Annotated in this window: 20 protein-coding genes; 13 read left to right on the top strand and 7 right to left on the bottom strand. The window is 36.9% G+C overall.

The genetic code is table 11. The annotated features are described in order from the left end of the window. Window positions 1–33 precede the first annotated feature (33 nt). The gene (locus SFB89_RS11835; RefSeq protein ID WP_331774892.1) at window positions 34–747 is read left to right on the top strand and encodes a Bax inhibitor-1/YccA family protein; all 714 of its coding nucleotides are present in this window, start codon (window positions 34–36) and stop codon (window positions 745–747) included. Window positions 748–850: 103 nt separating this feature from the next. On the opposite strand, the gene SFB89_RS11840 is transcribed toward SFB89_RS11835, so the two are convergent. The 4 genes from SFB89_RS11840 to SFB89_RS11855 all read right to left on the bottom strand — a co-directional run bounded on the left by SFB89_RS11840 (window position 851) and on the right by SFB89_RS11855 (window position 5,577). Next, window positions 851–1,168, bottom strand: a complete 318-nt coding sequence (locus SFB89_RS11840) for a cytochrome C (RefSeq protein WP_331774893.1) — start codon at window positions 1,166–1,168, stop codon at window positions 851–853. Between the two features lie 61 nt (window positions 1,169–1,229). Then, complete coding sequence (nrfD, locus tag SFB89_RS11845) at window positions 1,230–2,492, bottom strand: NrfD/PsrC family molybdoenzyme membrane anchor subunit (protein WP_331774894.1); 1,263 nt, start codon at window positions 2,490–2,492, stop codon at window positions 1,230–1,232. Next, a complete protein-coding gene (locus tag SFB89_RS11850) occupies window positions 2,477–3,142 on the bottom strand; it encodes a 4Fe-4S dicluster domain-containing protein (protein ID WP_331774895.1) in 666 nt (221 codons plus the stop codon). Before SFB89_RS11850 ends, nrfD begins: the two co-directional genes overlap by 16 nt. Before the next feature lie 2 nt (window positions 3,143–3,144). Beyond that, entirely contained in the window at window positions 3,145–5,577 is a 2,433-nt protein-coding gene (locus SFB89_RS11855; RefSeq protein WP_331774896.1) for a molybdopterin-containing oxidoreductase family protein, read from the bottom strand. 576 nt (window positions 5,578–6,153) lie between these two features. Between SFB89_RS11855 and secG the strand changes: the two genes are divergently transcribed. Genes secG through SFB89_RS11885 form a run of 6 tightly spaced genes read left to right on the top strand, consistent with a single transcriptional unit; the run spans window position 6,154 to window position 10,188 of the window. Beyond that, window positions 6,154–6,495, top strand: coding sequence for a preprotein translocase subunit SecG (gene secG / locus SFB89_RS11860; RefSeq protein WP_331774897.1), 342 nt, complete (start codon window positions 6,154–6,156; stop codon window positions 6,493–6,495). Then, the gene (locus SFB89_RS11865; protein ID WP_331774898.1) at window positions 6,476–7,447 is read left to right on the top strand and encodes a polysaccharide deacetylase family protein; all 972 of its coding nucleotides are present in this window, start codon (window positions 6,476–6,478) and stop codon (window positions 7,445–7,447) included. The genes secG and SFB89_RS11865 overlap by 20 nt, the downstream gene beginning before the upstream one ends. Next, window positions 7,434–7,994: a ribosome recycling factor gene (gene frr, locus SFB89_RS11870; protein WP_331774899.1), complete on the top strand. Its 561-nt coding sequence runs from the start codon at window positions 7,434–7,436 to the stop codon at window positions 7,992–7,994. The genes SFB89_RS11865 and frr overlap by 14 nt, the downstream gene beginning before the upstream one ends. After that, on the top strand, window positions 7,991–8,599 hold the full coding sequence (gene pyrE, locus SFB89_RS11875; RefSeq protein WP_331774900.1) for an orotate phosphoribosyltransferase: 609 nt from the start codon (window positions 7,991–7,993) through the stop codon (window positions 8,597–8,599). Before frr ends, pyrE begins: the two co-directional genes overlap by 4 nt. Window positions 8,600–8,604: 5 nt before the next feature. Continuing rightward, window positions 8,605–9,072, top strand: coding sequence for an RDD family protein (locus SFB89_RS11880; protein ID WP_331774901.1), 468 nt, complete (start codon window positions 8,605–8,607; stop codon window positions 9,070–9,072). After that, complete coding sequence (locus tag SFB89_RS11885; protein ID WP_331774902.1) at window positions 9,073–10,188, top strand: MFS transporter; 1,116 nt, start codon at window positions 9,073–9,075, stop codon at window positions 10,186–10,188. It begins immediately after the preceding gene. On the opposite strand, the gene SFB89_RS11890 is transcribed toward SFB89_RS11885, so the two are convergent. Continuing rightward, window positions 10,163–10,633 carry a flagellar basal body-associated FliL family protein gene (locus SFB89_RS11890; RefSeq protein WP_331774903.1) on the bottom strand — a complete coding sequence of 157 codons (471 nt, stop codon included), beginning with the start codon at window positions 10,631–10,633 and terminating at the stop codon, window positions 10,163–10,165. The genes SFB89_RS11885 and SFB89_RS11890 overlap by 26 nt on opposite strands. A 110-nt stretch (window positions 10,634–10,743) precedes the next feature. Between SFB89_RS11890 and tpx the strand changes: the two genes are divergently transcribed. After that, window positions 10,744–11,247, top strand: coding sequence for a thiol peroxidase (tpx, locus tag SFB89_RS11895; RefSeq protein ID WP_331774904.1), 504 nt, complete (start codon window positions 10,744–10,746; stop codon window positions 11,245–11,247). Window positions 11,248–11,372: 125 nt separating this feature from the next. On the opposite strand, the gene typA is transcribed toward tpx, so the two are convergent. Next, complete coding sequence (typA, locus tag SFB89_RS11900) at window positions 11,373–13,172, bottom strand: translational GTPase TypA (protein WP_331774905.1); 1,800 nt, start codon at window positions 13,170–13,172, stop codon at window positions 11,373–11,375. 177 nt (window positions 13,173–13,349) lie between these two features. On the opposite strand from typA, the gene fliK reads away from it, so the two are divergent. The 5 genes from fliK (at window position 13,350) to thyX (ending at window position 19,969) form a co-directional block, all read left to right on the top strand. Then, window positions 13,350–15,206: a flagellar hook-length control protein FliK gene (gene fliK / locus SFB89_RS11905; RefSeq protein WP_331774906.1), complete on the top strand. Its 1,857-nt coding sequence runs from the start codon at window positions 13,350–13,352 to the stop codon at window positions 15,204–15,206. A gap of 10 nt (window positions 15,207–15,216) precedes the next feature. Continuing rightward, the gene (locus tag SFB89_RS11910) at window positions 15,217–15,918 is read left to right on the top strand and encodes a FlgD immunoglobulin-like domain containing protein (protein ID WP_331774907.1); all 702 of its coding nucleotides are present in this window, start codon (window positions 15,217–15,219) and stop codon (window positions 15,916–15,918) included. 33 nt (window positions 15,919–15,951) lie between these two features. Beyond that, the gene (locus SFB89_RS11915) at window positions 15,952–17,379 is read left to right on the top strand and encodes a flagellar hook protein FlgE (RefSeq protein ID WP_331774908.1); all 1,428 of its coding nucleotides are present in this window, start codon (window positions 15,952–15,954) and stop codon (window positions 17,377–17,379) included. A gap of 194 nt (window positions 17,380–17,573) precedes the next feature. Then, window positions 17,574–19,316, top strand: a complete 1,743-nt coding sequence (locus SFB89_RS11920; RefSeq protein WP_331774909.1) for a flagellar hook-basal body complex protein — start codon at window positions 17,574–17,576, stop codon at window positions 19,314–19,316. Between the two features lie 41 nt (window positions 19,317–19,357). Continuing rightward, window positions 19,358–19,969, top strand: coding sequence for an FAD-dependent thymidylate synthase (thyX, locus tag SFB89_RS11925; protein ID WP_331774910.1), 612 nt, complete (start codon window positions 19,358–19,360; stop codon window positions 19,967–19,969). On the opposite strand, the gene ruvC is transcribed toward thyX, so the two are convergent. Next, window positions 19,959–20,429: a crossover junction endodeoxyribonuclease RuvC gene (ruvC, locus tag SFB89_RS11930; RefSeq protein ID WP_331774911.1), complete on the bottom strand. Its 471-nt coding sequence runs from the start codon at window positions 20,427–20,429 to the stop codon at window positions 19,959–19,961. The genes thyX and ruvC overlap by 11 nt on opposite strands. Window positions 20,430–20,499 lie beyond the last annotated feature (70 nt).

Below are 20,499 nucleotides of genomic sequence, written 5' to 3' on the forward strand. Positions count from 1 at the left end.
ATAGGTTTTTACTTTTATTTTAAGGAGATTACAATGGCACTATATGATAGAGAATATATCAGCCGTGGGACGAGTGAGAGTGTCAGCGAAGGGCAAAGAACCGGAGCTAATAGCAATCTTGCTATTTTTATCAAACAAACATACCAGCTTTTTGCTGCCTCTTTGTTAGCTGCAAGTGCAGGTGCTTATATAGGTACCAGCATGGCACCTCAAATATCAAGATTTTATTTGGGTCTTGTGATTGTAGAGTTTATTTTACTCTTTGGTCTTTTTGCTGCGAAAAAGAAAGCAGGACTAAACTTGATACTGCTCTTTGGTTTTACATTTATCACAGGATTAACACTAGCCCCCCTACTGTACCATATAATGGGAATGAATGGTGGTGGTTCTATTATCGCTAATGCTTTTATGTTAACCACAGTAGCATTTGGTTCACTTTCAGTGTTTGCAATGAATACAAAACGAGATTTTTCAGCAATGGGCAAGATGTTGTTTGTGACACTGATTGTCATCGTAGTAGCAGGATTGATTAATATCTTTTTGCACAGCCCTGTGCTTCAATTAGCAATCGCGAGTATCGGTTCTATCCTTTTTAGTGCGTTCATACTTTATGACACACAAAACATCATCAAAGGCCGATATGAAACACCAATCGAAGGTGCTATTGCACTTTATTTGGATTTCTTGAACCTCTTTATATCACTACTTCAAATATTAAGCATGTTTGCGGGGAATTCTAACAAATAGTTTCAGAAGCAGAAGAGGCGTAACGCCTCTTCTTTTATTTTATTATCTTTAGAGTATAAAATCTAAATCCTGCTTATGTTGCAACAACCTGCTGCTTTTAAGATTAACAAGATGGAACATTGCCGCTATCGCTAGCAAAGTTATTAAGAAAGTCATATACATGTTTAGTATATTTTTTCTTCAACGGTTTCGCTTTTGGACATAGCTTTTGAAGCTCGTCGTTCAACTTACCGGCTTTATAGATTGCAGTCCATTCGCCTTGAGTATGTTTTTTAGCTAGAACACCACCATTGAAGCCACAAGGTTTTTTCAATTTTTTGATAATTATTTTTTGTCCCTTGTCAGAACTTGCAAAAGCAGAAGTGCTAATAAAACTCAAGCCAACAATGGCTGCAAACACTAATACAAGCAGTTTTTTCATTTTTTCTCCTTTCATAGATTTCTTAATATTATATCATATCAAACGTGAATCAATTGTGAATTTAATGCTCTCTGAGCTTGGACACAGAAAATAAAACATTCACTAATTTATACACAGCAAGCACAACACCTATAGAACCAATCACGATGAATATCTCAGCTTGATGTGGCCATGTGTAGTTGATTTTGTCTGCAATACTATACATGTCATATTTTTCATAACCGACACCAAATCGATCTGAAAGTGGATTGGCATTACCACCATATACGAATATATATCTTCCTATATAACCACCAACAACGGTACATACTGAGGCGAGTACCACCCAGATAGGGTTACCTTTTTGAAAAGTCAATAAAAATGGTACTATCATCGCTAATAGAATATAGCCACCAAAATATGCATATTTAAAAGGTCCAAACAAAATGATAAAAGCCCAAGATTTATCGACTGCTAAATATCCGATAATTTCATAAGCGGCTAAAACTATAATGAAAAATAACATTGCTTTTCGAATGATCTCAATCAAATGAGAATACTCTCCGCTTTTTCTGTGTGCAAAGTAAGCATATAATCCCATAATTCCCAATGAGGCTACAAATGCTGAAATAATAAAGTAAAATGTCAATATTGGAAATTCTGTCCACAAGTGACGTGCTGTATTCATAGCAAAAAGTTTTGCTTGAATAAAATATTCCACAACATCCACACCCACACTTAATAATAGTACTGGCATTGCCAATCGTTTTGCCCATTCTCTTTTGTTGGTAATCAAAAGATAAATTTCAAACAATACAAAAGGGATATAGGTCAAATAAAGTGGTAACATGAGCCACATACCCGCATTCACATTTGGTGTTGTAATCATGCTAAGCATATTTAACATATTTAAATCGGTTGCAATCGTGAAGAGTCCAGCAAATACCATCGACAAACCAACGACCATAAAACCCGCAGCTGCTTTAGCCACGACTTCAATATTCATCAATTCCGCCAATGCCACTAAAAAGATTACCCCACTACCGGTATAAATCATATACATATAGTTTACGATAAACAAAGTCCAAGGCTCTTCTCTACTGACTTCTCCAACATGACCAAATACCGCTTGCTTCATCGCTTCAGCTAAATAAGGATTCGTAGGATCCAATCCGGCAGTATGCGCATTGGCCACAATACTAAAGTATCGCTCATCAAATGCTTCATAAATACCATAACATCCCACTGCTAGCAAGACATAAGCAATAATCATGGTTTTATTAAACAATAACTTAAAAATATTGACCTTGTTGATTTCAAGTCCGGCTATTATGATTTTTTCCATTCTTGACTCCTTTTAGCTTTCACTTGGTCATAATAGGGTTTAATCTCGTCCCAAGTATGAATTTTTGTATTTTTGGATACGGTTTGAATGAGGAAATTCTCATCTTCTGGTACCAAATAAAATAGTTTAGGAACCGTGCCTTCGCTCTCTTTTTGAAAAAAGAATTTTCTCGTTTTGAGCAGCTTGACCAAATCACCTTCTTCATCATCCAAATCCCCAAATAGTCGCACTTTTGTAGGACAAGTGGCTTGACATGCTGTGGTGCCGTACTCATCAATACGTTGATTACAAAATGTACATTTATCAACGGCTACAACCGTATCATCAACAAATCTCGCATCATAAGGGCATGCTTCCATACAACCTTTACACAAGATACATTTTGTAGGATCCACCATCACAATACCGCCATCTATAATGTGGCTGGCATTGGTTGGGCACACACTCACACATGGAGCATCCAAGCATTGGTTACATTGCGAAGGATATAGATTGACATATGGTTTACCAAAAGTCGTCCCTTCTGTGACACCGACCCAAATTCTTTGTTTGTCAGCACCAAGCTGTACTCCATTTTCTTCCTTACATGCCACTTCGCATGCTTTACAATTGATACAATTTTGATAATCAAGTGCCATTGCATAGTTCATAATTACACCTTCCTTACATCGACGATAGTATCATGCATAATTGCACTACCAAAAACTGGCTCTATCTTATCTTCAATGATTTCATTATCACTTGCACCGTTTCGATGTGCAAATGTCAAACCGGTTGATTTGGCTCCAAATCCGTGGATATAAAAAAGTGTCTCAGGTAAAATTTTAGGTGTTGGGTATGCTTTAATTCTCACACTTCCTACATTACTAGTCACTTCGATTTCATCACCAAATTTGATGCCTCTTTGTTCTGCTTCTTTATCATTAATCCAAGCATAATTTTCTTTCATCATCTCAAGCAACATAATATTATTTTGTGTTGCATCTTGAGTAAATTGTGCGTGACGACCGGTGATAAATTTGAATTTGCCTTTTGGTACTTGAACAAACTCTTCATCATGCCATGTCGGCATCGGATCCACGCCTCTTTTAATCATCGCTTTGAGATAACATTCCACTTTTTTACTTGGTGTTGAAAACATTTTACGAAGAGCCGCGATGTCTCGTGGATTGATACAAGTATCATGTAAATAGGCATCTTTATCCGGTTCTTCTTCTAACTCTTTGGTTGAGTAAGCTTTTTTGTTTTCAGGATAATATTCAAAGGTATTTTTATCAATTTCTTTAAAATACTCATTCATATGAGGATAATAAACACCTTTTTCACGAAGTTCACCCCAAGCTTCCTCTCCATATTTGCTAACAAAACGCTCTTTATTGATCTCTTCTAGACTTTTTTCAAATGCATCAGCGAGATCAAAACCGTTTTCTTTATAGTATTCTTCTTCACTATCTGCATCTTCGAGTTCATCTTGGACGTCTTCGTCATATTTTTTAGTATTTTCCCAAAGTGGTTTTGATATTTTTTGCGCTAATCCTTTCATGATTTCAAAAACAGGCTTAGTTTCATACATTGGATCAATCACTTTTTGTCGTAACACAATCGCAGGCATCGCACCACCGAATGACTTGATTGGATCTTCCCGCTCTAAATAGGTACATTCTGGCAAAATCACATCGGCCATCATCGCAGTATCACTTGGCATCGTATCAATGACGACAACCAAATCAAGTTTTTCAAACATATCTCTTGTTTTTTTGGTATTAGGCACAGAGAGCATCGGATTTTGTTTATAAACAAACATCCCTCTAATAGGATAAGGCGTATTGCCTTGAGCCACCATATTTCTCCATGCAATCCAAGAACCCGTTGCCCCCACAATAGCGGCTGCATTTTTTTCTATTCTACCTTCGGCATTGGCATATAGTGGTGCATTAATTTCATGTTCGCCTAACGGAAGGTTTCGACCAAATATAATCCCGCCTCTCACATCAATACCGCCACCAAGAGCACTAAAAATCGCCATCGCACGTCGGAGTTGGAAATCGTTCACACCCCACGTACTACGTCTTCCTTGATAATAGACAGATTGTGGAGCATAAGCCATGAAATCTCTCGCAATTTTTTCTATCTCAGAGGCAGGAATTCCTGTAATCTTTTCAGCCCACTCTGGAGTATAGCCTTTGCTTAACACATGTTGCTTATACACATCAAAATTATCAAAGTTCTTGGAAACAAATTCGAGATTGTATAATCTTTCACGAATCGCGACATTGGTCAACGCCAAAACAAATGCTAAGTCGGTACCCACTTTAATTGGAAGATACGTATCAGCGTGAATGGCTGTATTCGTAAATCGAGGATCAATAACTACGAGTTTAGCGCCTCTACCTCGTGTTCTTTTAAATAAATCCATGGTATCTGGTGTCAATATTGCTTCTGCTCTATTGGCTCCTGCCATGATAATGTATTTGGCATTTTCAAGATCTGCTTGTCCATAGCCCCCTATGGTAAGTGCATAACCTGATATTGCTGTTTGAAGACAAATAGATGCATGATTGACAAAATTGGATGAGCCAAACTTATTTGACATAAAGTCTTTAAATATTGGTTCTCCCATTCCTTCGCCCGCGCAATAACCAATACAAGATCGGTTATCTTTCTCTTCATCTAGGATTTTGACCAATTTGTTTGTAATATAATCATACGCTTCATCCCAGGTTGCTCTTTTGTATTTTCCATCACCACGTTTACCTGTTCGTATTAGTGGATATTTGAGTCTATCAGGATCATACAACGCATGAATCCCTGCATCACCTCTTGCGCACAACATATTCTTAGATTTTGGGAATCGTGGATTTGGATCGAGTTTTTTAACGATACCATTTCTCACTTGTGCGATAGCGGCACACTTATTGACACACATTTCACAAAGTGTCGGAACTTTCTTCGAAAGTGTATTGTTAGCTTCTGCTTTTTTGGAAGTCTCAGCTAATATTTGAGTGGTTGAGAGGGATGTCCCTCCAATAACACTCAATGCAACACTACTTTGAAGAAATCTCCTTCTTGAGATTTCTACTTTCATATTTTCTCCATTGATGACAATATTTTCCCAGACCAACTTCTAGAAATCTATCGTTTGATAAACATAATTCTAGTCGATAATCTTTATGTTTTTATTAAAAAAAATTTCACGTATCATGATAATTTATATAAAGAGGGGATTAGCACCGATATTACGGCATTTGAAAAATTGTAAAATTTTATAAAATATTTTCATTTTAATGCAAAAAAGGTAAACTTTTTTTCTAAAAATTAAAAAAATATTCCTTTTTTTCCTATTTATGTCTCTATTATGTCACTTTTGAGACATTTCAGGCGTATTGTTTCATATCATCAATACCCTCAAAATCTTCTCTTTTTTTGCCATAAATCACCTATTATAATAGATGCTTATAGGGAAAGGGCTAACTCCTTAAATAGCGCCATACATTCAGACAAATGAAAAGCAAAAGCGCCATAAATTTTCTCCGATGAATTTTTGTATCTTTTGGGTTATTATATTAATTTTATGATTTTTTCGATATAATTCCGGATTACACCAAAGCATGACTCCATAAATCATTACGTATCGAGTCAAAAATCAAAATAAGGAATTTTTATGACCGGGACTTTATTGGTCTTTCAATTTATTTTAGCTGCAATATTAACAGTGGCGGTAATGCTTCAAAAAAGCTCTTCTATCGGATTGGGCGCATATAGTGGCAGCAATGAATCACTGTTTGGCGCAAAAGGACCTGCTGGCTTTATGGCAAAATTCACATTCGTGATTGGATTTGTATTTGTAATCAACACCTTGGCGTTAGGTTATTTTTATAACCAAGATAAAAAAGTTTCCGTAGCAGAAGATATAAAAGTAGAAAAACCTCTTATACCAACAGCTCCGGCTACTCCAAAAGCTCCTGAAGCACCAAAAGCTCCAAGTGCACCTGCAAATAAATAAAATTTTTTTTCTGTCGCTACTCTCTGCGATAACGTTATGGGCAGACGCCCATATCTTTGTATATCACAGGTTTGGCGATGGAAGACATCCCAGTACCGATACCACCAAAAGTGAATTGATAAGAGAATTTGAATATTTCAAAAATAACAATTATAAAGTCGTCCCACTTGAGACGCTGGTCACGGCACTCAAACAAAAGAAGAATATCCCTGATAATTGGGTCGTACTCACGATTGATGACAATTTCAAAAGCTTTTACGAAAATGGCCTTGAAATTTTCAAGAAATATCATTACCCTTTTTCACTCTTTGTTTATGTCAAAGCCACCGAAAAGCGTTATCCTGATTATTTGACATGGGATCAATTAAATGAAATCAAAAAGTATGGCTCCTTAGAATTTCACTCCTATGCTCACGGGCATCTCACGCTCATGTCTCAACAAGAAATAGAAGCAGATTTCAAAAAAGGAATGCAATTATTTGAAAAGCACTTGCATCTAAAACCAAAATATTTTTCATACCCTTATGGCGAATTCACCCCGCGGGTGAGAGACATCGTCAAGTCATTTGGTTTTCAAGCAATTATTAATCAAAATATTGGCGCTGTCGGTAAAAACAGTAATGTGTTTGATTTAGACCGCAGTGCGCTAGTCGGAAAAACAAATCTCTCTTATCTTTTAGGACTGCGCACATTAAACGCCACATGGATTGAGCCAAAAATCTTGCCTAAAGACAAGGTTCTCAAAATCATCAAAGTAAAAACAAACAGCACCGCCTCAAAAGGCAGTATCTATATCAGCAAATATGGATGGGAAAATGTCACTATCAAAAACGGCCTATTTGACGTACAGGTCGATAAAAAATTGACACTTGAGAGGAATCGTGTGATTGTGAAAATCGGAAATAAAATTTCCACAAAATTACTCATAAAGGACTTAAATGGAACTCAATAAAATCTACACCGAACAAAAAGAACATATAGAAAAATCGCTCCATGCGTTGAAGCGAGATTTTACGACTATCCGAAGTGGAAAAGTTTCAACCTCGATACTTGATAATATCAAAGTCGATTATTATGGTACCCCTACCCCGTTGAGTCAAGTGGCAACTATTTTAGTCAATGATGCCACGACCATCAGTATCACACCATGGGAAAAGAATTTACTCAAAGAAGTAGAACACGCAATAGGCTCAGCCAACATCGGTGTCAATCCCAATAATGACGGTGAAAACATCAAACTCTTTTTTCCACCAATGACTACAGAACAGAGAAAAGAGGGGGCAAAACAGGCCAAAGTCATGGGCGATAAATGTAAAATAGCGATTAGAAATATCCGAAAAGAAGCCAATGACAAAGTCAAAAAACTTGAAAAAGATAAATTAGTCACAGAAGATGAAGCAAAAAAAGCATACGATGAAGTCCAAAAGATTACAGATAATGGCGTGAAATCCGTCGATGATTCTGTAAAAGAAAAAGAAGCTGAGATTTTAAAAATATGAATATAGAAGCCATTTACAAAGAATCAAACGCGTTACTAGAAGGGCATTTTCTCTTAAGTAGTGGAAATCACTCACAATATTATCTTCAAAGTGCCAAAGTTTTGGAAAATCCAAAAACCGCACAAATCTTAGCAGAGGCATTAGCCAAACAAATTCAACAAAGCGGTATCATGATTGATACCGTTTGCTCTCCTGCGCTTGGAGGTATTTTAGCCGGATATGAATTAGCACGTGCATTGGGCGTACGTTTCATCTTTGCAGAACGCGTTGAAAAGAAGATGACCATTCGACGAGGCTTTGAAATCAAAAAAGATGAAAATATCCTCATCTGTGAAGACATCATCACAACCGGAGGCTCAGCACTAGAGGCTGCCCATGTTGCCAAAGAGATGGGTGCGAATATTGTCGCCTTTGCCGCTCTTGCAAATCGTGGATTTTGCGCTAGAAGTGGAAGTCAAAAAGAAGCCAAGCCTTCTTGTAAATTACCGCAGGATGTTCCATTTTTTGCGCTTGAGGATTTTGAATTTGAAATTTTCAAACCCGAAGAGTGCCCCCTTTGTAAAGAGGGGAGTATTGCACAAAAACCTGGTAGCAGAGGCAATTAAATATCATGAAATGGCGTGATGTCAAAAAGGGAAATATTCCTAAGAAAAAAGTACAAAATACCATCCCAAACATCGCTCCAATAGTCAATAGAATCAAAGCATTTTTAACCGATTCTTTCATGATATTTATGCCCATTTGTTATTTTGTCATTTATATTATCTTAGGCTCACGAGAAGCGTTTCAAACGCACATGCTCTATGGTTGGGCCTATGTCTTGATACCTCATTATATTATCACGACGCTATTTCTCTATTATAAGGGTCAAACTCCGGGTTACAAAGCCTATGAAATAAAACTGTTAACCCAACAAGGCAAGCCCGTCACATTGGGACAAATCAGCGGGAGGTATCTCCTTTTTACACTGAGTATCGCTATCTTTCCCCTGCTTTTTATACCATTTTTTCGCGGGGATAAAAAAATGCTTCATGATCTCATCACAAAGACTTATCCCGCTTCTATCGCTACAACGTAGATGAAACTATTTTTTAAAATTTCTTCTTTTTACTTTTTCTATTTTACGTTGGTTGCGATTTATATCATTTTTTTGCCAAAAATTCTGCAAACATTGGGATATAGTAGTTTTCAAATTGGCTTTATCTTTTCACTCGGCCCATTGATGCGATTTTTGTTGCCATTTTTCTTTTTGAACAAGATACAACTCACCTTAAAAATATTTTATGGTAGTTTGTTGCTATCGCTTATATCAGCACTTCTTTTTTATATTACCATACAAAATTGCTATCTTTTTATCATTCCTAACATTCTCCTTGGTGTCTCATTTGCCGTCATATTGCCTTATGTTGAAACCCATGCACTCACCTATCTCAAAAAGGAGAAATATGGCAAATCGAGACTTTATGGTTCACTAGGATTTATGTTGTGTGGATTAATCTTGGCGCGTGAACTCACAACCTATACTATCGGATTGCACTATTTTTTAATGGCGAGTATATTGGTCGTTATCTTTGGTTTTTCTATTGCAGCACAAGAGCGCACTGAGACAATGAAAGAGAAAAAAGAGGGTAAATTTGAATTCAAAAAAGCCATTTATATTTGGATTAGTCTGTTTTTATTACAAGTTGCTATGGGATTTTTTTATAATTTTTTTACGATATATGAAACGGCTCACGGCATCTCTTTAGAGACCGTCAGCTATTTGTGGACTTTTTCAATCATCTGTGAAATCATGATTTTTTATTTTCAATCTCCCCTCTTCCAAAAATTTAATCTCTTAATGATTATCAAAATCTCGCTGGTCATGACAATCATCCGGTGGTTGCTTTTGTATCTCTTTCCAGATTCCATCATGATATCGTACCTCTCACAATCACTTCATATCTTTAGTTTTGCATTAAATCACACCGCAGCGATTAGCTATCTTTATGCCACCTACGAGGACAAAAAGCTCTCCTCACAATTTTATTATGGATTTTCATTTGGATTAGGTGGATTTACAGGTTCGTTGATTGCAGGGTCTCTTTATGGTAAAAATCTCTTTTTATACGCCGCTCTTATTACCTTGGCTTCCTTAATATTTGTATTCTTTCAAAAAGACCAAAAACTTATTGAGCCAAAACAAAATTTCTAAAATAGATATTTTGCACATCAAAACCCAATGTTTGATAGATGAGTTTTTTGAGCTCTTTTTTATATGCTTCCCTCTCAGGCTCTCTCGAAAGCTGTGAACTATCCAATGAAGAGCTGTATCTGAGTATTAAATCTCTTACTTTTTTCATATTTTTTTCAAGCAAATCTTTATCCGCTTGATCTTTCATCTTAAAGGTCATATCCGCTTTCATATATCGATATTGTCCACTTTTTAGATTAATCAAAATCCCATCAAGTGCCACCTCTGTCGGGTCACTACCATAAGTAGAACGTTTCGACATATTTGATGTGGCTGAATGTCCAAATCCTCCAGAAAACGTCGCATTGACTTGTTTGCTTTTTTGAAAATATTGCACCATATAGTAGGCTACAAACACAAGAACGACAATTGTCACGGACACTTGCACAATTCTGATTTTCTTCATTTGAAAGCTCCAATAATAAATATTTTAGATTATTATATCATTTTTATTAATTAAGATAAAATTTATCCTATTTAGCTATAATTAAATAAATTTCAATATAAAGGTAAACAATGGCAACAACTAAATTCAAAGGCGAAGCTGTAGAATTATTAGGAACACAAATCAATGTCGGTGATAAAGCACCCGAAGTCACTGTCGTCAATGCAGATGGTCTTGGAGACGTAGTCGTTGGTGGCGCACAAGGTACCAAACAACTACTGATCGTCGTTCCATCACTAGATACTGGCGTCTGTGCCACAGAAACTCGTAACTTTAATGCTAAAGTTGCAGATCTTGAAGGTGTTAAACCAACCGTTATTTCTCTTGATCTTCCATTTGCATCAGGAAGATTCTGTTCTGCTGAGGGAATTGATAAATTAACCGTTACGTCTGATTTTAGAAATAAAGATTTTGCCAATGCTTATGGCGTTCTCTTAGGAGGTTCTGTTTTAGCAGGTGTTACCTGTCGTGCTATTTTTGTTATTGATGAAAAAGGTATCGTAACATATAAAGAAATCGTTCCTGAAATTACTGCTGAACCAGATTATGATGCAGCACTTGCGGCCGTAAAATAATCTTATAAACAAAGGAGACTCTTAGAAGTCTCCGCTTGCCCTACTCACACAAAACTTCAGAATTTTTATCATGATCTTTTGATGGGCTTGAATACAATCCAAACCCACCTCAAACACTCAAATTTTTACTTGGCAGCTCTTTTTCTTTTTGTTGGATCAAGGATGCGTTTTCTCATTCGGATATTAACCGGAGTGACTTCGACAAGTTCATCATTTTCAATCCATTCCAATGCTAATTCTAAATTCATCTTTCGAGGTGGAACCAATTTAATCGCTTCATCAGCACCACTACTTCTGACATTACTTTGAGCTTTTCCTTTGATAGGATTGACATCAAGGTCATTTGGACGTGAATGTTCTCCGATAATCATCCCGCCATACACTTTCACTTGTGGTTCGATAAATAAAGCACCACGATCTTGTAGATTAAAGAGGGAATATCCAAGAGCAACCCCATTTTCCATCGAAATCAATGCACCATTTTTTCGGTGTTCCACTTCACCACTTAATGGACGGAATTCCAAAAATGAATGGTTCATCACCCCTTCTCCTTTGGTGTCGGTCAAAAATTGCCCTCTAAAGCCGATCAATCCACGAGCTGGGATTTCAAATTCGATTCTGGTTTGTCCATCACCGGTAGGATTCATCGCTTTCATTTCTGCTTTTTTACGACCCAATTTCTCGATAACCGTACCGGTAAAATCATCAGGTACATCAACGACTAAGTGTTCGTATGGCTCAAGTTTGACACCATTTTCAACTTTAATGATAACTTCAGGGCGACCGAGTGAAAATTCAAAACCTTCACGTCTCATATTTTCAGCCAAGATTGTGATTTGTAACTCTCCTCTTCCTGAAACTTTAAATTTACCCTCACCTGCATTTTCATATCGCATGGCAATGTTAGTTTTCATCTCTGCATCAAGTCGTTCGTCCAGTTTGTTTGAAGTGACGTATTTTCCTTCTGTACCGGCAAATGGTGAATCATTAACACCAAACACAACAGAGAGCGTCGGCTCTTCAATATGGAGGACATCTAGTGGCATTGGATTATTAGGATCAACAACACTATCGCCTACATCTAAGGCTTCAAAACCTGCAATCGCTACAATATCACCACTCGTGGCTTCTTCAATATCCACACGATCTAAGCCTTTAAATCCAATAAGTTTTGATATTCTACCTTTGAGTTGCTCTCCATTTGCTTTGGCAAGCATTACGGTTTGGTTTCTTTTAATGGTACCATTAAAAATTCGTGCAATACCGATTTTTCCGACATAATTATCATAATCAAGCGTGAAGACTTGTACTTGCAGTGGATTTTCGACAGAACCGGTAGGAACAGGAACAGAATTTAAAATTGTTTCAAATAATGGTTCAAGATTTTTGTCTTCATCTTCCATATTATATTTTGCAAAACCCTCTTTTGCTGCAGCATACACTACTGGGAAATCAAGCTGTTCTTCAGATGCACCAAGAGCGACGAGAAGGTCAAAAACCTCATCGACAACACGATCTGGATCCGCTGCTGGTTTATCGATTTTGTTAATGACAACGATTGGTTTCAAGCCCAATGAGAGTGCTTTTTTGACCACGAATTTTGTCTGAGGCATGACCCCTTCTTGGGCATCAACAAGTAGCAAAACCCCATCAACCATTTTTAAAACACGTTCCACTTCTCCACCAAAATCGGCATGGCCGGGAGTGTCGATAATGTTAATTTTGTAGTGTTTATACATAATCGCTGTATTTTTAGAAAGGATGGTAATGCCTCTTTCTTTTTCAAGCGCATTGCTATCCATCACCCGTTCATCAACTTTTTGATGTTCCGTAAATGTTCCTGATTGTTTTAATAATTCATCAACTAATGTCGTTTTTCCATGATCAACGTGCGCTATAACAGCAATATTTCTAAATTCTTGCAAAAATTTCTCCTAATATTTGTCACTAACTTTTTTGATTATTAACTATGAGAGTTAGCATAAGGACGATATTATATCTAATTTTTTCAATAATCGCATATTTATCGTAAAAATAATAGAGATTTTATAAATGGAATGAATTTTGCTTTTGTAAATCTAAACATCATTCTGAGGATTGTAATGCAACGTTTAATATCAAAAGGAAGTCAAGGAATCAGTATCGTACCTTCTGCAAAAGCATTAGAAAAAGATACCACTTCTGTGGCGGATAAAACCGATACTAAAAACCTTTCCAAAGATTTTTTATCTATCCTTTTTGAACAAATCAAAACGACTGCAAAAAAATCAACCACAGAAGAAACCCTACTCCATCATGATACATCATCCATGGAGACAACAAACAGTAGTAACACCTCTTTAAAAAAACCATCAAAATCAAGCAGTGAGCTTTTATTAGGAGAGATTCTTAATATCATCAGCTCGCTGAAAGAAAACGATACCCAAGTGTCCTTTCCAAAATTTACAGATACCGTACAATCAATACTTCAAAAAACTGAAATTGCCAATACCTCAACACTCTTAAACGAAGTCAAAAACGTCAAAAATGTTACCGATTTGATTGACCTATCAAAAAAATACCAATTAGGTTTGGAACATATAAAATTAACCCACGAGAAAGTGGAAACCTTGCAAAAAGATTTTCCTAAACTCGATATCAAACAATTTTTTGAACTCACAAATCAAACAAATCAAACAGAGAAAAAAGTAGCGTTGAAAACGACAACGCATACGACAACAACGCAACAAACGCAACACATGACAGATACAAAAAAGATAGAACCAACAGAAAAACCTTTAACGCGTGTATCAATCACGACAAAGCAATCCCAGCATATCGTTCAAAATCATATCAAAGAAAGCGTGAGTAGTCCACTAGCACAAAGTTTACAAATCTTGCGGGATACCTCAAAACCTCATGTCCAAATCACGCAGCAATCCTTGCAAGAAACAACATCAAAAAGCACAAAAACACCCAAAAATATATTGCAAACCTTACTCCGTCACAGTGAAGATATAAAGCAACCTATTGCTGTTTCAAATCATCCAAAAGAAAACATGACAACCACTAAAGAGCATACGGCTTTTATGGTCTTTAACAAAGATCATGAAAATACAATAAAATCTCATGAGACTGTTAAAATTTCTGATTATTTAAAACCATCAGAAACATCGACACCAAAGCAATCTAGCTCAACACAAAATACCCAACAAAATGACCATAAAACTCTCACTTATGCTAGTAAAAATATTCAAGATATTGTAAAGCCATCAGAAGCAACACTCAGTAAAATACCCGCTCATGATGTTCAAAATAAACAAAAAATAACGCAAGAAGCAGTCGTGACAAAACCACCCGTTGATGCTTTGCTATCACAACATGTGAACAGTAAACCACATATCACAATCAATACCGATATGCTCAACGCTTTAGCATTGCGTACAACACAAATGTCACAAACGACATCTCACACACAGACTCAAGATAAAAAAGTTGAACCACTTAGTGGTGACAAACTAGGCTCCGTGAAGATTGATATTAAAAATCACATTCCCCAAGAGATAAGCAAAACAGACAAAGCGCTCCCACTAAGAGAGAGTTTCAATCAATTTGCATCTGATTTAAAAGAGAAAATGGAACACTACAAGCCACCGATTATGAAATTGCAACTCTCTTTAAATCCAAAAAATTTAGGCAGTGTTGATGTGACCTTACTGCATCGCGGTAATAATTTGCATGTTAATATTACATCCAACACCAATACAATGGCACTATTTACACAAAACCAAACGGAATTTAAAAATTCGCTTGTTTCTATGGGATTTTCAAATTTGGAGATGAATTTTTCAGATCAAGGTCAAAGTAAACACGACCAAGGAAAACAAGGCAATAAACAACAAAGAAGCACTTTTGAAAGTATTCAAAATCAATCAAGCCATGATGGCACATTGGAACTCATCGTTCCACAATATGTATAAAGGATAACAAATGGCAACCAGTACAATAACAGCAGATACCACAGGCTTAACCGGGGTTAGTAGCACATTAAACAGTGCTAGCAGCAGTAGCTCTACAACGGCAACCAATCCAAATTCAGTACTTGATAAAGATTCATTTATGACCCTGCTGTTGACCGAATTGCAATATCAAGATCCAACCAGTCCTATGGATACAGAAAAAATCTTGACCCAAACATCACAACTGGCAACACTAGAATCTGCCGACAATACAAACGCGGCATTGGCAGAATTAACCACACAACTTAGTAATTCACAAAATTACAATGCCATATCAGCAATCGGCAAGATGGCAAGTCTTGGCAGTAATACTATCTCACTTCCCGATAGTGGTGGAACACAATTTGATGTCTATTTTCCTAATGAAATTGAATCAGGGACCCTTACCATTAGTGACTTAAATGGCAATATTGTCAAATCTGTTGATTTGTCTAATCAAGCAGGCAATGCTGGAAATATTTCTTTTAACTGGGATGGAACAGATTCAATGGGTAAAGCGCTCCCTGCAGGGAGTTACAGCGTTACTGCTGATTATACTGATGCTTCAGGTGCAGCGATGCAAACACAATATGGTATCTTTCCGGTTGACTCAGTAAAATATGATTCAGGAACGGTTACTATGAAATTAGGAAATTCCTATGTTCCAATGAGTAATATCAAAGAGTTTTTTTAACATATTCAATGTTTTAATCAAAGGAAATCACACATGAATACATCATTTTATAATGGCTTATCCGGTCTCAACTCATTTCAATCAGGAGTTGACGTTTTAGCCGATAATATTGCCAATGTCAACACCGTAGGATTTAAAGGAAGTAGTGCAGAATTTTCCACGGTGTTTTCAAAAGCTTTATCTTCCAACGGGATGGAAGTATCTAATGAAATCGGCATGGGGTCAACGCTTGATGCCACTGCATTAGATACCTCACAAGGTGCCCTTCAGACAACGGATAATGTTTTTGATTTGGCATTAAATTCTGAAGGATGGTTTGGTGTTCAAAACAGTAGCAATCAAATAAATTATACAAGATCTGGCTCTTTTGATGTTGATGCATCTGGATATTTGACTGACGCAAGTGGTAACTATCTTTTGGGAACGCTGGGTAATAACATCACACCAACAACGCTAGATCAAGCGACACGTGATGCTTATGGCTCAACCCTCGGTGATTCCTCTCTCTCTTTGGCAGATGCTTATGCTATATCAAATATTGATGATATTCCTCTAGGAAGTGTCTCCTCACAATCAAAAATACAATTACCAGATTTGCTTTATTTTCCAGCATCTCCGACAACAAATGTCTCCTATCATGCCAATTTAGACCCGACTATCACCCTCGATAATTTGGGTCAAGAAATTCCGAATGTTGAACATTTTTCCTCAACGGTTATCTCCCCATCTGGTGAGAATGGAACCTTGGATATGACATTTACCAAAAGAGTGCCCCAGCCAACCACAGGTACTACCTGGGATGCAGATATCAAAATATTAGGGCCTGCACAAACCTATGATGCGACATCAACTTATGATCCAACACAATATGATATCGATGCCGCTGCCAAAAAAGTTTATCCGATTGTTGATTCTAAAACGGGTGTGTTAACATTTGATTCTGATGGGAAATTATCAAGTTCAACAGTTCCTGTATTGTCCAATGGTGGGGTTCCTCTGACCCTTGATTTAGGAGCAGTAGGCACGTATGATGGACTCTTTTCAAGCGCTGATTTCAGCACAGGAAGTTCTGAAAAGCATGATGGTTATGAAGATGGATTATTAAAAGATTATGGCATGGATAACAATGGCAATGTCGTTGCTGAATTTACCAATGGGAAAAGCATTCCTATTGCAAAAATTGCCGTGTATCATTTTCAAAATGATCAAGGATTAGAACAAGTAGGAAATAGCCTCTTTAGTGCTTCACAAAACAGTGGTAATCCTATCTTTTATACTGATAGTAGTGGTAAGCCCATCTTAGGCAGTCAAATCAGTTCCAAGAAACTTGAAAGTAGCAATGTAAGTCTTTCTACTGCACTCACAGAGCTTATTGTCATGCAAAAAGCATTTGATGCCAGTTCTAAAAGTATCACAACCAGTGATGAGTTAATCCAAAATGCGATTAATATGAAAAAGTAGGAACAATTTTTGCTTTCTAGGTTTTAAAGTATTAAATTCTCGACTTTAGTCAATGAATTTATCAGGAATTTATTTCCTCGCCAAGATGAAGTTAAATAAAAAGTTCTCGACACAGTCGTAGCTTTAGTAGCGCGTGAATTGGTTAGGAATTTATTTCCTCACCAAAATGATAGTTAAATAAAAAGGATTTAGAGATGATGAGATCACTTTGGGCCGGCGTATCCGGACTACAAGCACACCAAGTCGCGATGGATGTTGAAGGTAATAATATTGCCAATGTCAATACGGCAGGTTTTAAATACAGTAGGGTTAATTTTTCAGATTTATTAAGTCAAACATCACAAATTGCCACCGCACCACAAGGTGAACTTGGAGGTCAAAATCCAACACAAGTAGGACTAGGTACTCAAGTCAGCTCTATTACTAAAATTTTTAAACAAGGCTCTGTTGAAACGACTGATAAAAATACCGACCTTGCTATACAAAATGATGGATTTTTTGTTGTCTCTCCTGATGGTGGTAAAACTGATAAATTTACAAGAAATGGTGACTTTGTTTTTGATGCGGATGGAAATTTTGTAGATAGCAATGGATATATTGTTCAAGGATGGCTACAAGATACCGATACCAAACAAATCGATACCAACGCCCCGATACAAAATATTACGATTGACCCAGGAATGACAACTCCCGCCAATCCTACTTCAAGTGTTACGATTAAAGCGAATTTAAATTCCGGTCCTTCTGTCACGAACAAATCCTTGATTTATCAACTTGATTCCACAGGAGCCAATACCGATGGCAATAAAGAAGTCGCAGCAGGAGCACCTTCTGCTTTAGATGTAGGAACCTTATTTGATGAAACCGGTACCTCTCTTGCTTTAAAAGATGGGGATAATTTTAGTTTAATATTTGATAATGGAACACCCGTTACTACGACGTTTACTTATGGTACTGGCGCGGGTGATTTTCAAACGACAGAAGATTTGCGAAGTCAAATCCAAGCAGCTATTAGTGCCCAAAGTACTGGTGCAACAGCAACAGTTAACTCATCAGGAAAATTTGAAATTACAAATCCTACCGGTGGTTCTTCTTTGCAAGTCAGTGTTGTTGCAGGCAGTCAAAATAATCAAAACCTTTTAGATATCATGAGCCCTCTTCAAGGAACCATACCTGCAGATGGCAGCACAAAAATAACACAATCACTTTACTCAGCAACGCACTCATCAAGTATTGATATTTATGATTCATTGGGAACAAAACATACCCTGCAAACCAATTTTAGAAAAATATCACAAGATAGTAGTAATTCAACATGGGAAATGGTGATATCCGTCCCTGACCCTGGTGAAATCAGTACTCTTGCTCCTAAAAATTATCTTGCTACTCAGATTACTTTTAACTCTGATGGCTCACTTGCCACACCTTCCTCTTTAAGTATTAACTATACGGGAAATAATGGTTCAACAGGCAATCAAACCATTTCATTGCAAATGGGAACTTCCAATCAATTTGATGGAATGACCAGTTTTGATGCGACATCTTCTACTACCAATCTAACCCAAGATGGCTATACTGGTGGAAATTTAACCGGTATTAAGATAGATGAAACAGGAACATTAATCGGAAGTTTTAGTAATGGTCGAAGTTTTGGCTTGGCGCAAGTTGCCATGGCCAGTTTTGCAAATAATCAAGGGTTAGAGAGTGTTGGTAATGGTACTTATATTCAAACCTCAAACTCAGGTGATCCTATCATCGGACAAGCAAATACCGGAACTAGAGGAAGCGTACAAGCGAGCTCACTTGAGATGAGTAATGTCGATTTAAGTCGAAGTTTGACACAATTAATCGTCGTACAAAGAGGTTTTCAAGCCAATTCTAAAACCATCACCACCTCAGATCAAATGCTCCAAACACTACTACAACTAAAATCATAATATTTTGATATAATTAGCCCTAAAAATAGATAGGGCTAATTATGAAAGTAACACTACAACAACATACATCACTAGAAGTTTGTGCTAGCGCCATCAGAACCTGTTGGCAAAGTTTTGATAAAAGCGACAATGGCGGCGAAAAAGATCGAGAACTCATTGATCGAGTGGGTAATAAATTCAAACACGCTTCTACATTAGAACATCTTGTTTATACTTTTTATATCCAAGGTATTTCAAGAGCACTGCTACAAGAGCTTGCACGACACCGAATTGCTTCTTTGTCTGTCAAAAGCACGCGTTATACCCTAAAAGAATTAAAAGCTGAGGAATGCTTTGTGAGTGGAGATTTTGATCGCGCAGAAAAATACCTCGTCTTAACCGGTGTTGAGATGGTCGATAATATGAGTATTGCCGCACTTGAAAATCTAAGATTGGTTTTAAAAGAGGGAATTAGCAATGATAAAGCGAAGTATTGTTTACCGGAGAGTTACAAAACAGAACTCACCTGGACCATCAATGCCAGAAGTTTGCAAAATTTCATCAATCTAAGAAGTAGTAAATCTGCTCTTTGGGAAATACAAAATTTAGCACAAGAATTGTATGAAAACCTACCAAGTGATCACCAATATCTTTTTACATGTGCTAAACTCTAATACTGTTAGAATAGGTTAGTGCTATGGCAATAGCATCCGTGATATCAAGTGGTTTTATCTCTTTTTTAATACCTAAGATACGTTTGACCATAAAAGCCACTTGCTCTTTTGAAGCCTTTCCATTGCCGGTGACTGCTTTTTTCACTTGTAAGGGAGTAAATTCGTGAAAATTTCCAAATTCCTGGAGGATTTTTAAGCTCAATGCACCCCTAAATTGCGCGAGTTTGAGCACTGTTTGTGGGTTATACGCATAAAAAATATCTTCAATCACAACGGCATCTATTTTATGGTTTTTAAAGATAATATCCAAGCCTTCTACTAACTCAATAATTTGGTGTTGTAAAATCTTTTCTTTTATTTTTATCAGTCCTGCCTCTATCAAATTGGTACTTGTTTTTTCTTTGTTTAAAATGGCATAGCCACAATTTCTTGTCCCCGGATCGATGCCCATTATAATCATTTTTATCCCTTTTTTCACATATTTATTCACAGTGTGAAAAACTTATTTCACATTTTAACATGTTCATTTG

This window comes from Sulfurospirillum sp. 1612 (genome assembly GCF_036556685.1).
GTDB lineage: Bacteria > Campylobacterota > Campylobacteria > Campylobacterales > Sulfurospirillaceae > JAADIZ01.

Coding starts and splice junctions, on each gene's coding strand:
- SFB89_RS11835 (WP_331774892.1), top strand. CDS start 34: ATGGCACTATATGATAGAGAATATATCAGCCGTGGGACGAGTGAGAGT.
- SFB89_RS11840 (WP_331774893.1), bottom strand. CDS start 1,168: ATGAAAAAACTGCTTGTATTAGTGTTTGCAGCCATTGTTGGCTTGAGT.
- nrfD (WP_331774894.1), bottom strand. CDS start 2,492: ATGGAAAAAATCATAATAGCCGGACTTGAAATCAACAAGGTCAATATT.
- SFB89_RS11850 (WP_331774895.1), bottom strand. CDS start 3,142: ATGAACTATGCAATGGCACTTGATTATCAAAATTGTATCAATTGTAAA.
- SFB89_RS11855 (WP_331774896.1), bottom strand. CDS start 5,577: ATGAAAGTAGAAATCTCAAGAAGGAGATTTCTTCAAAGTAGTGTTGCA.
- secG (WP_331774897.1), top strand. CDS start 6,154: ATGACCGGGACTTTATTGGTCTTTCAATTTATTTTAGCTGCAATATTA.
- frr (WP_331774899.1), top strand. CDS start 7,434: ATGGAACTCAATAAAATCTACACCGAACAAAAAGAACATATAGAAAAA.
- pyrE (WP_331774900.1), top strand. CDS start 7,991: ATGAATATAGAAGCCATTTACAAAGAATCAAACGCGTTACTAGAAGGG.
- SFB89_RS11880 (WP_331774901.1), top strand. CDS start 8,605: ATGAAATGGCGTGATGTCAAAAAGGGAAATATTCCTAAGAAAAAAGTA.
- SFB89_RS11885 (WP_331774902.1), top strand. CDS start 9,073: ATGAAACTATTTTTTAAAATTTCTTCTTTTTACTTTTTCTATTTTACG.
- SFB89_RS11890 (WP_331774903.1), bottom strand. CDS start 10,633: ATGAAGAAAATCAGAATTGTGCAAGTGTCCGTGACAATTGTCGTTCTT.
- tpx (WP_331774904.1), top strand. CDS start 10,744: ATGGCAACAACTAAATTCAAAGGCGAAGCTGTAGAATTATTAGGAACA.
- fliK (WP_331774906.1), top strand. CDS start 13,350: ATGCAACGTTTAATATCAAAAGGAAGTCAAGGAATCAGTATCGTACCT.
- SFB89_RS11910 (WP_331774907.1), top strand. CDS start 15,217: ATGGCAACCAGTACAATAACAGCAGATACCACAGGCTTAACCGGGGTT.
- SFB89_RS11915 (WP_331774908.1), top strand. CDS start 15,952: ATGAATACATCATTTTATAATGGCTTATCCGGTCTCAACTCATTTCAA.
- SFB89_RS11920 (WP_331774909.1), top strand. CDS start 17,574: ATGATGAGATCACTTTGGGCCGGCGTATCCGGACTACAAGCACACCAA.
- thyX (WP_331774910.1), top strand. CDS start 19,358: ATGAAAGTAACACTACAACAACATACATCACTAGAAGTTTGTGCTAGC.
- ruvC (WP_331774911.1), bottom strand. CDS start 20,429: ATGATTATAATGGGCATCGATCCGGGGACAAGAAATTGTGGCTATGCC.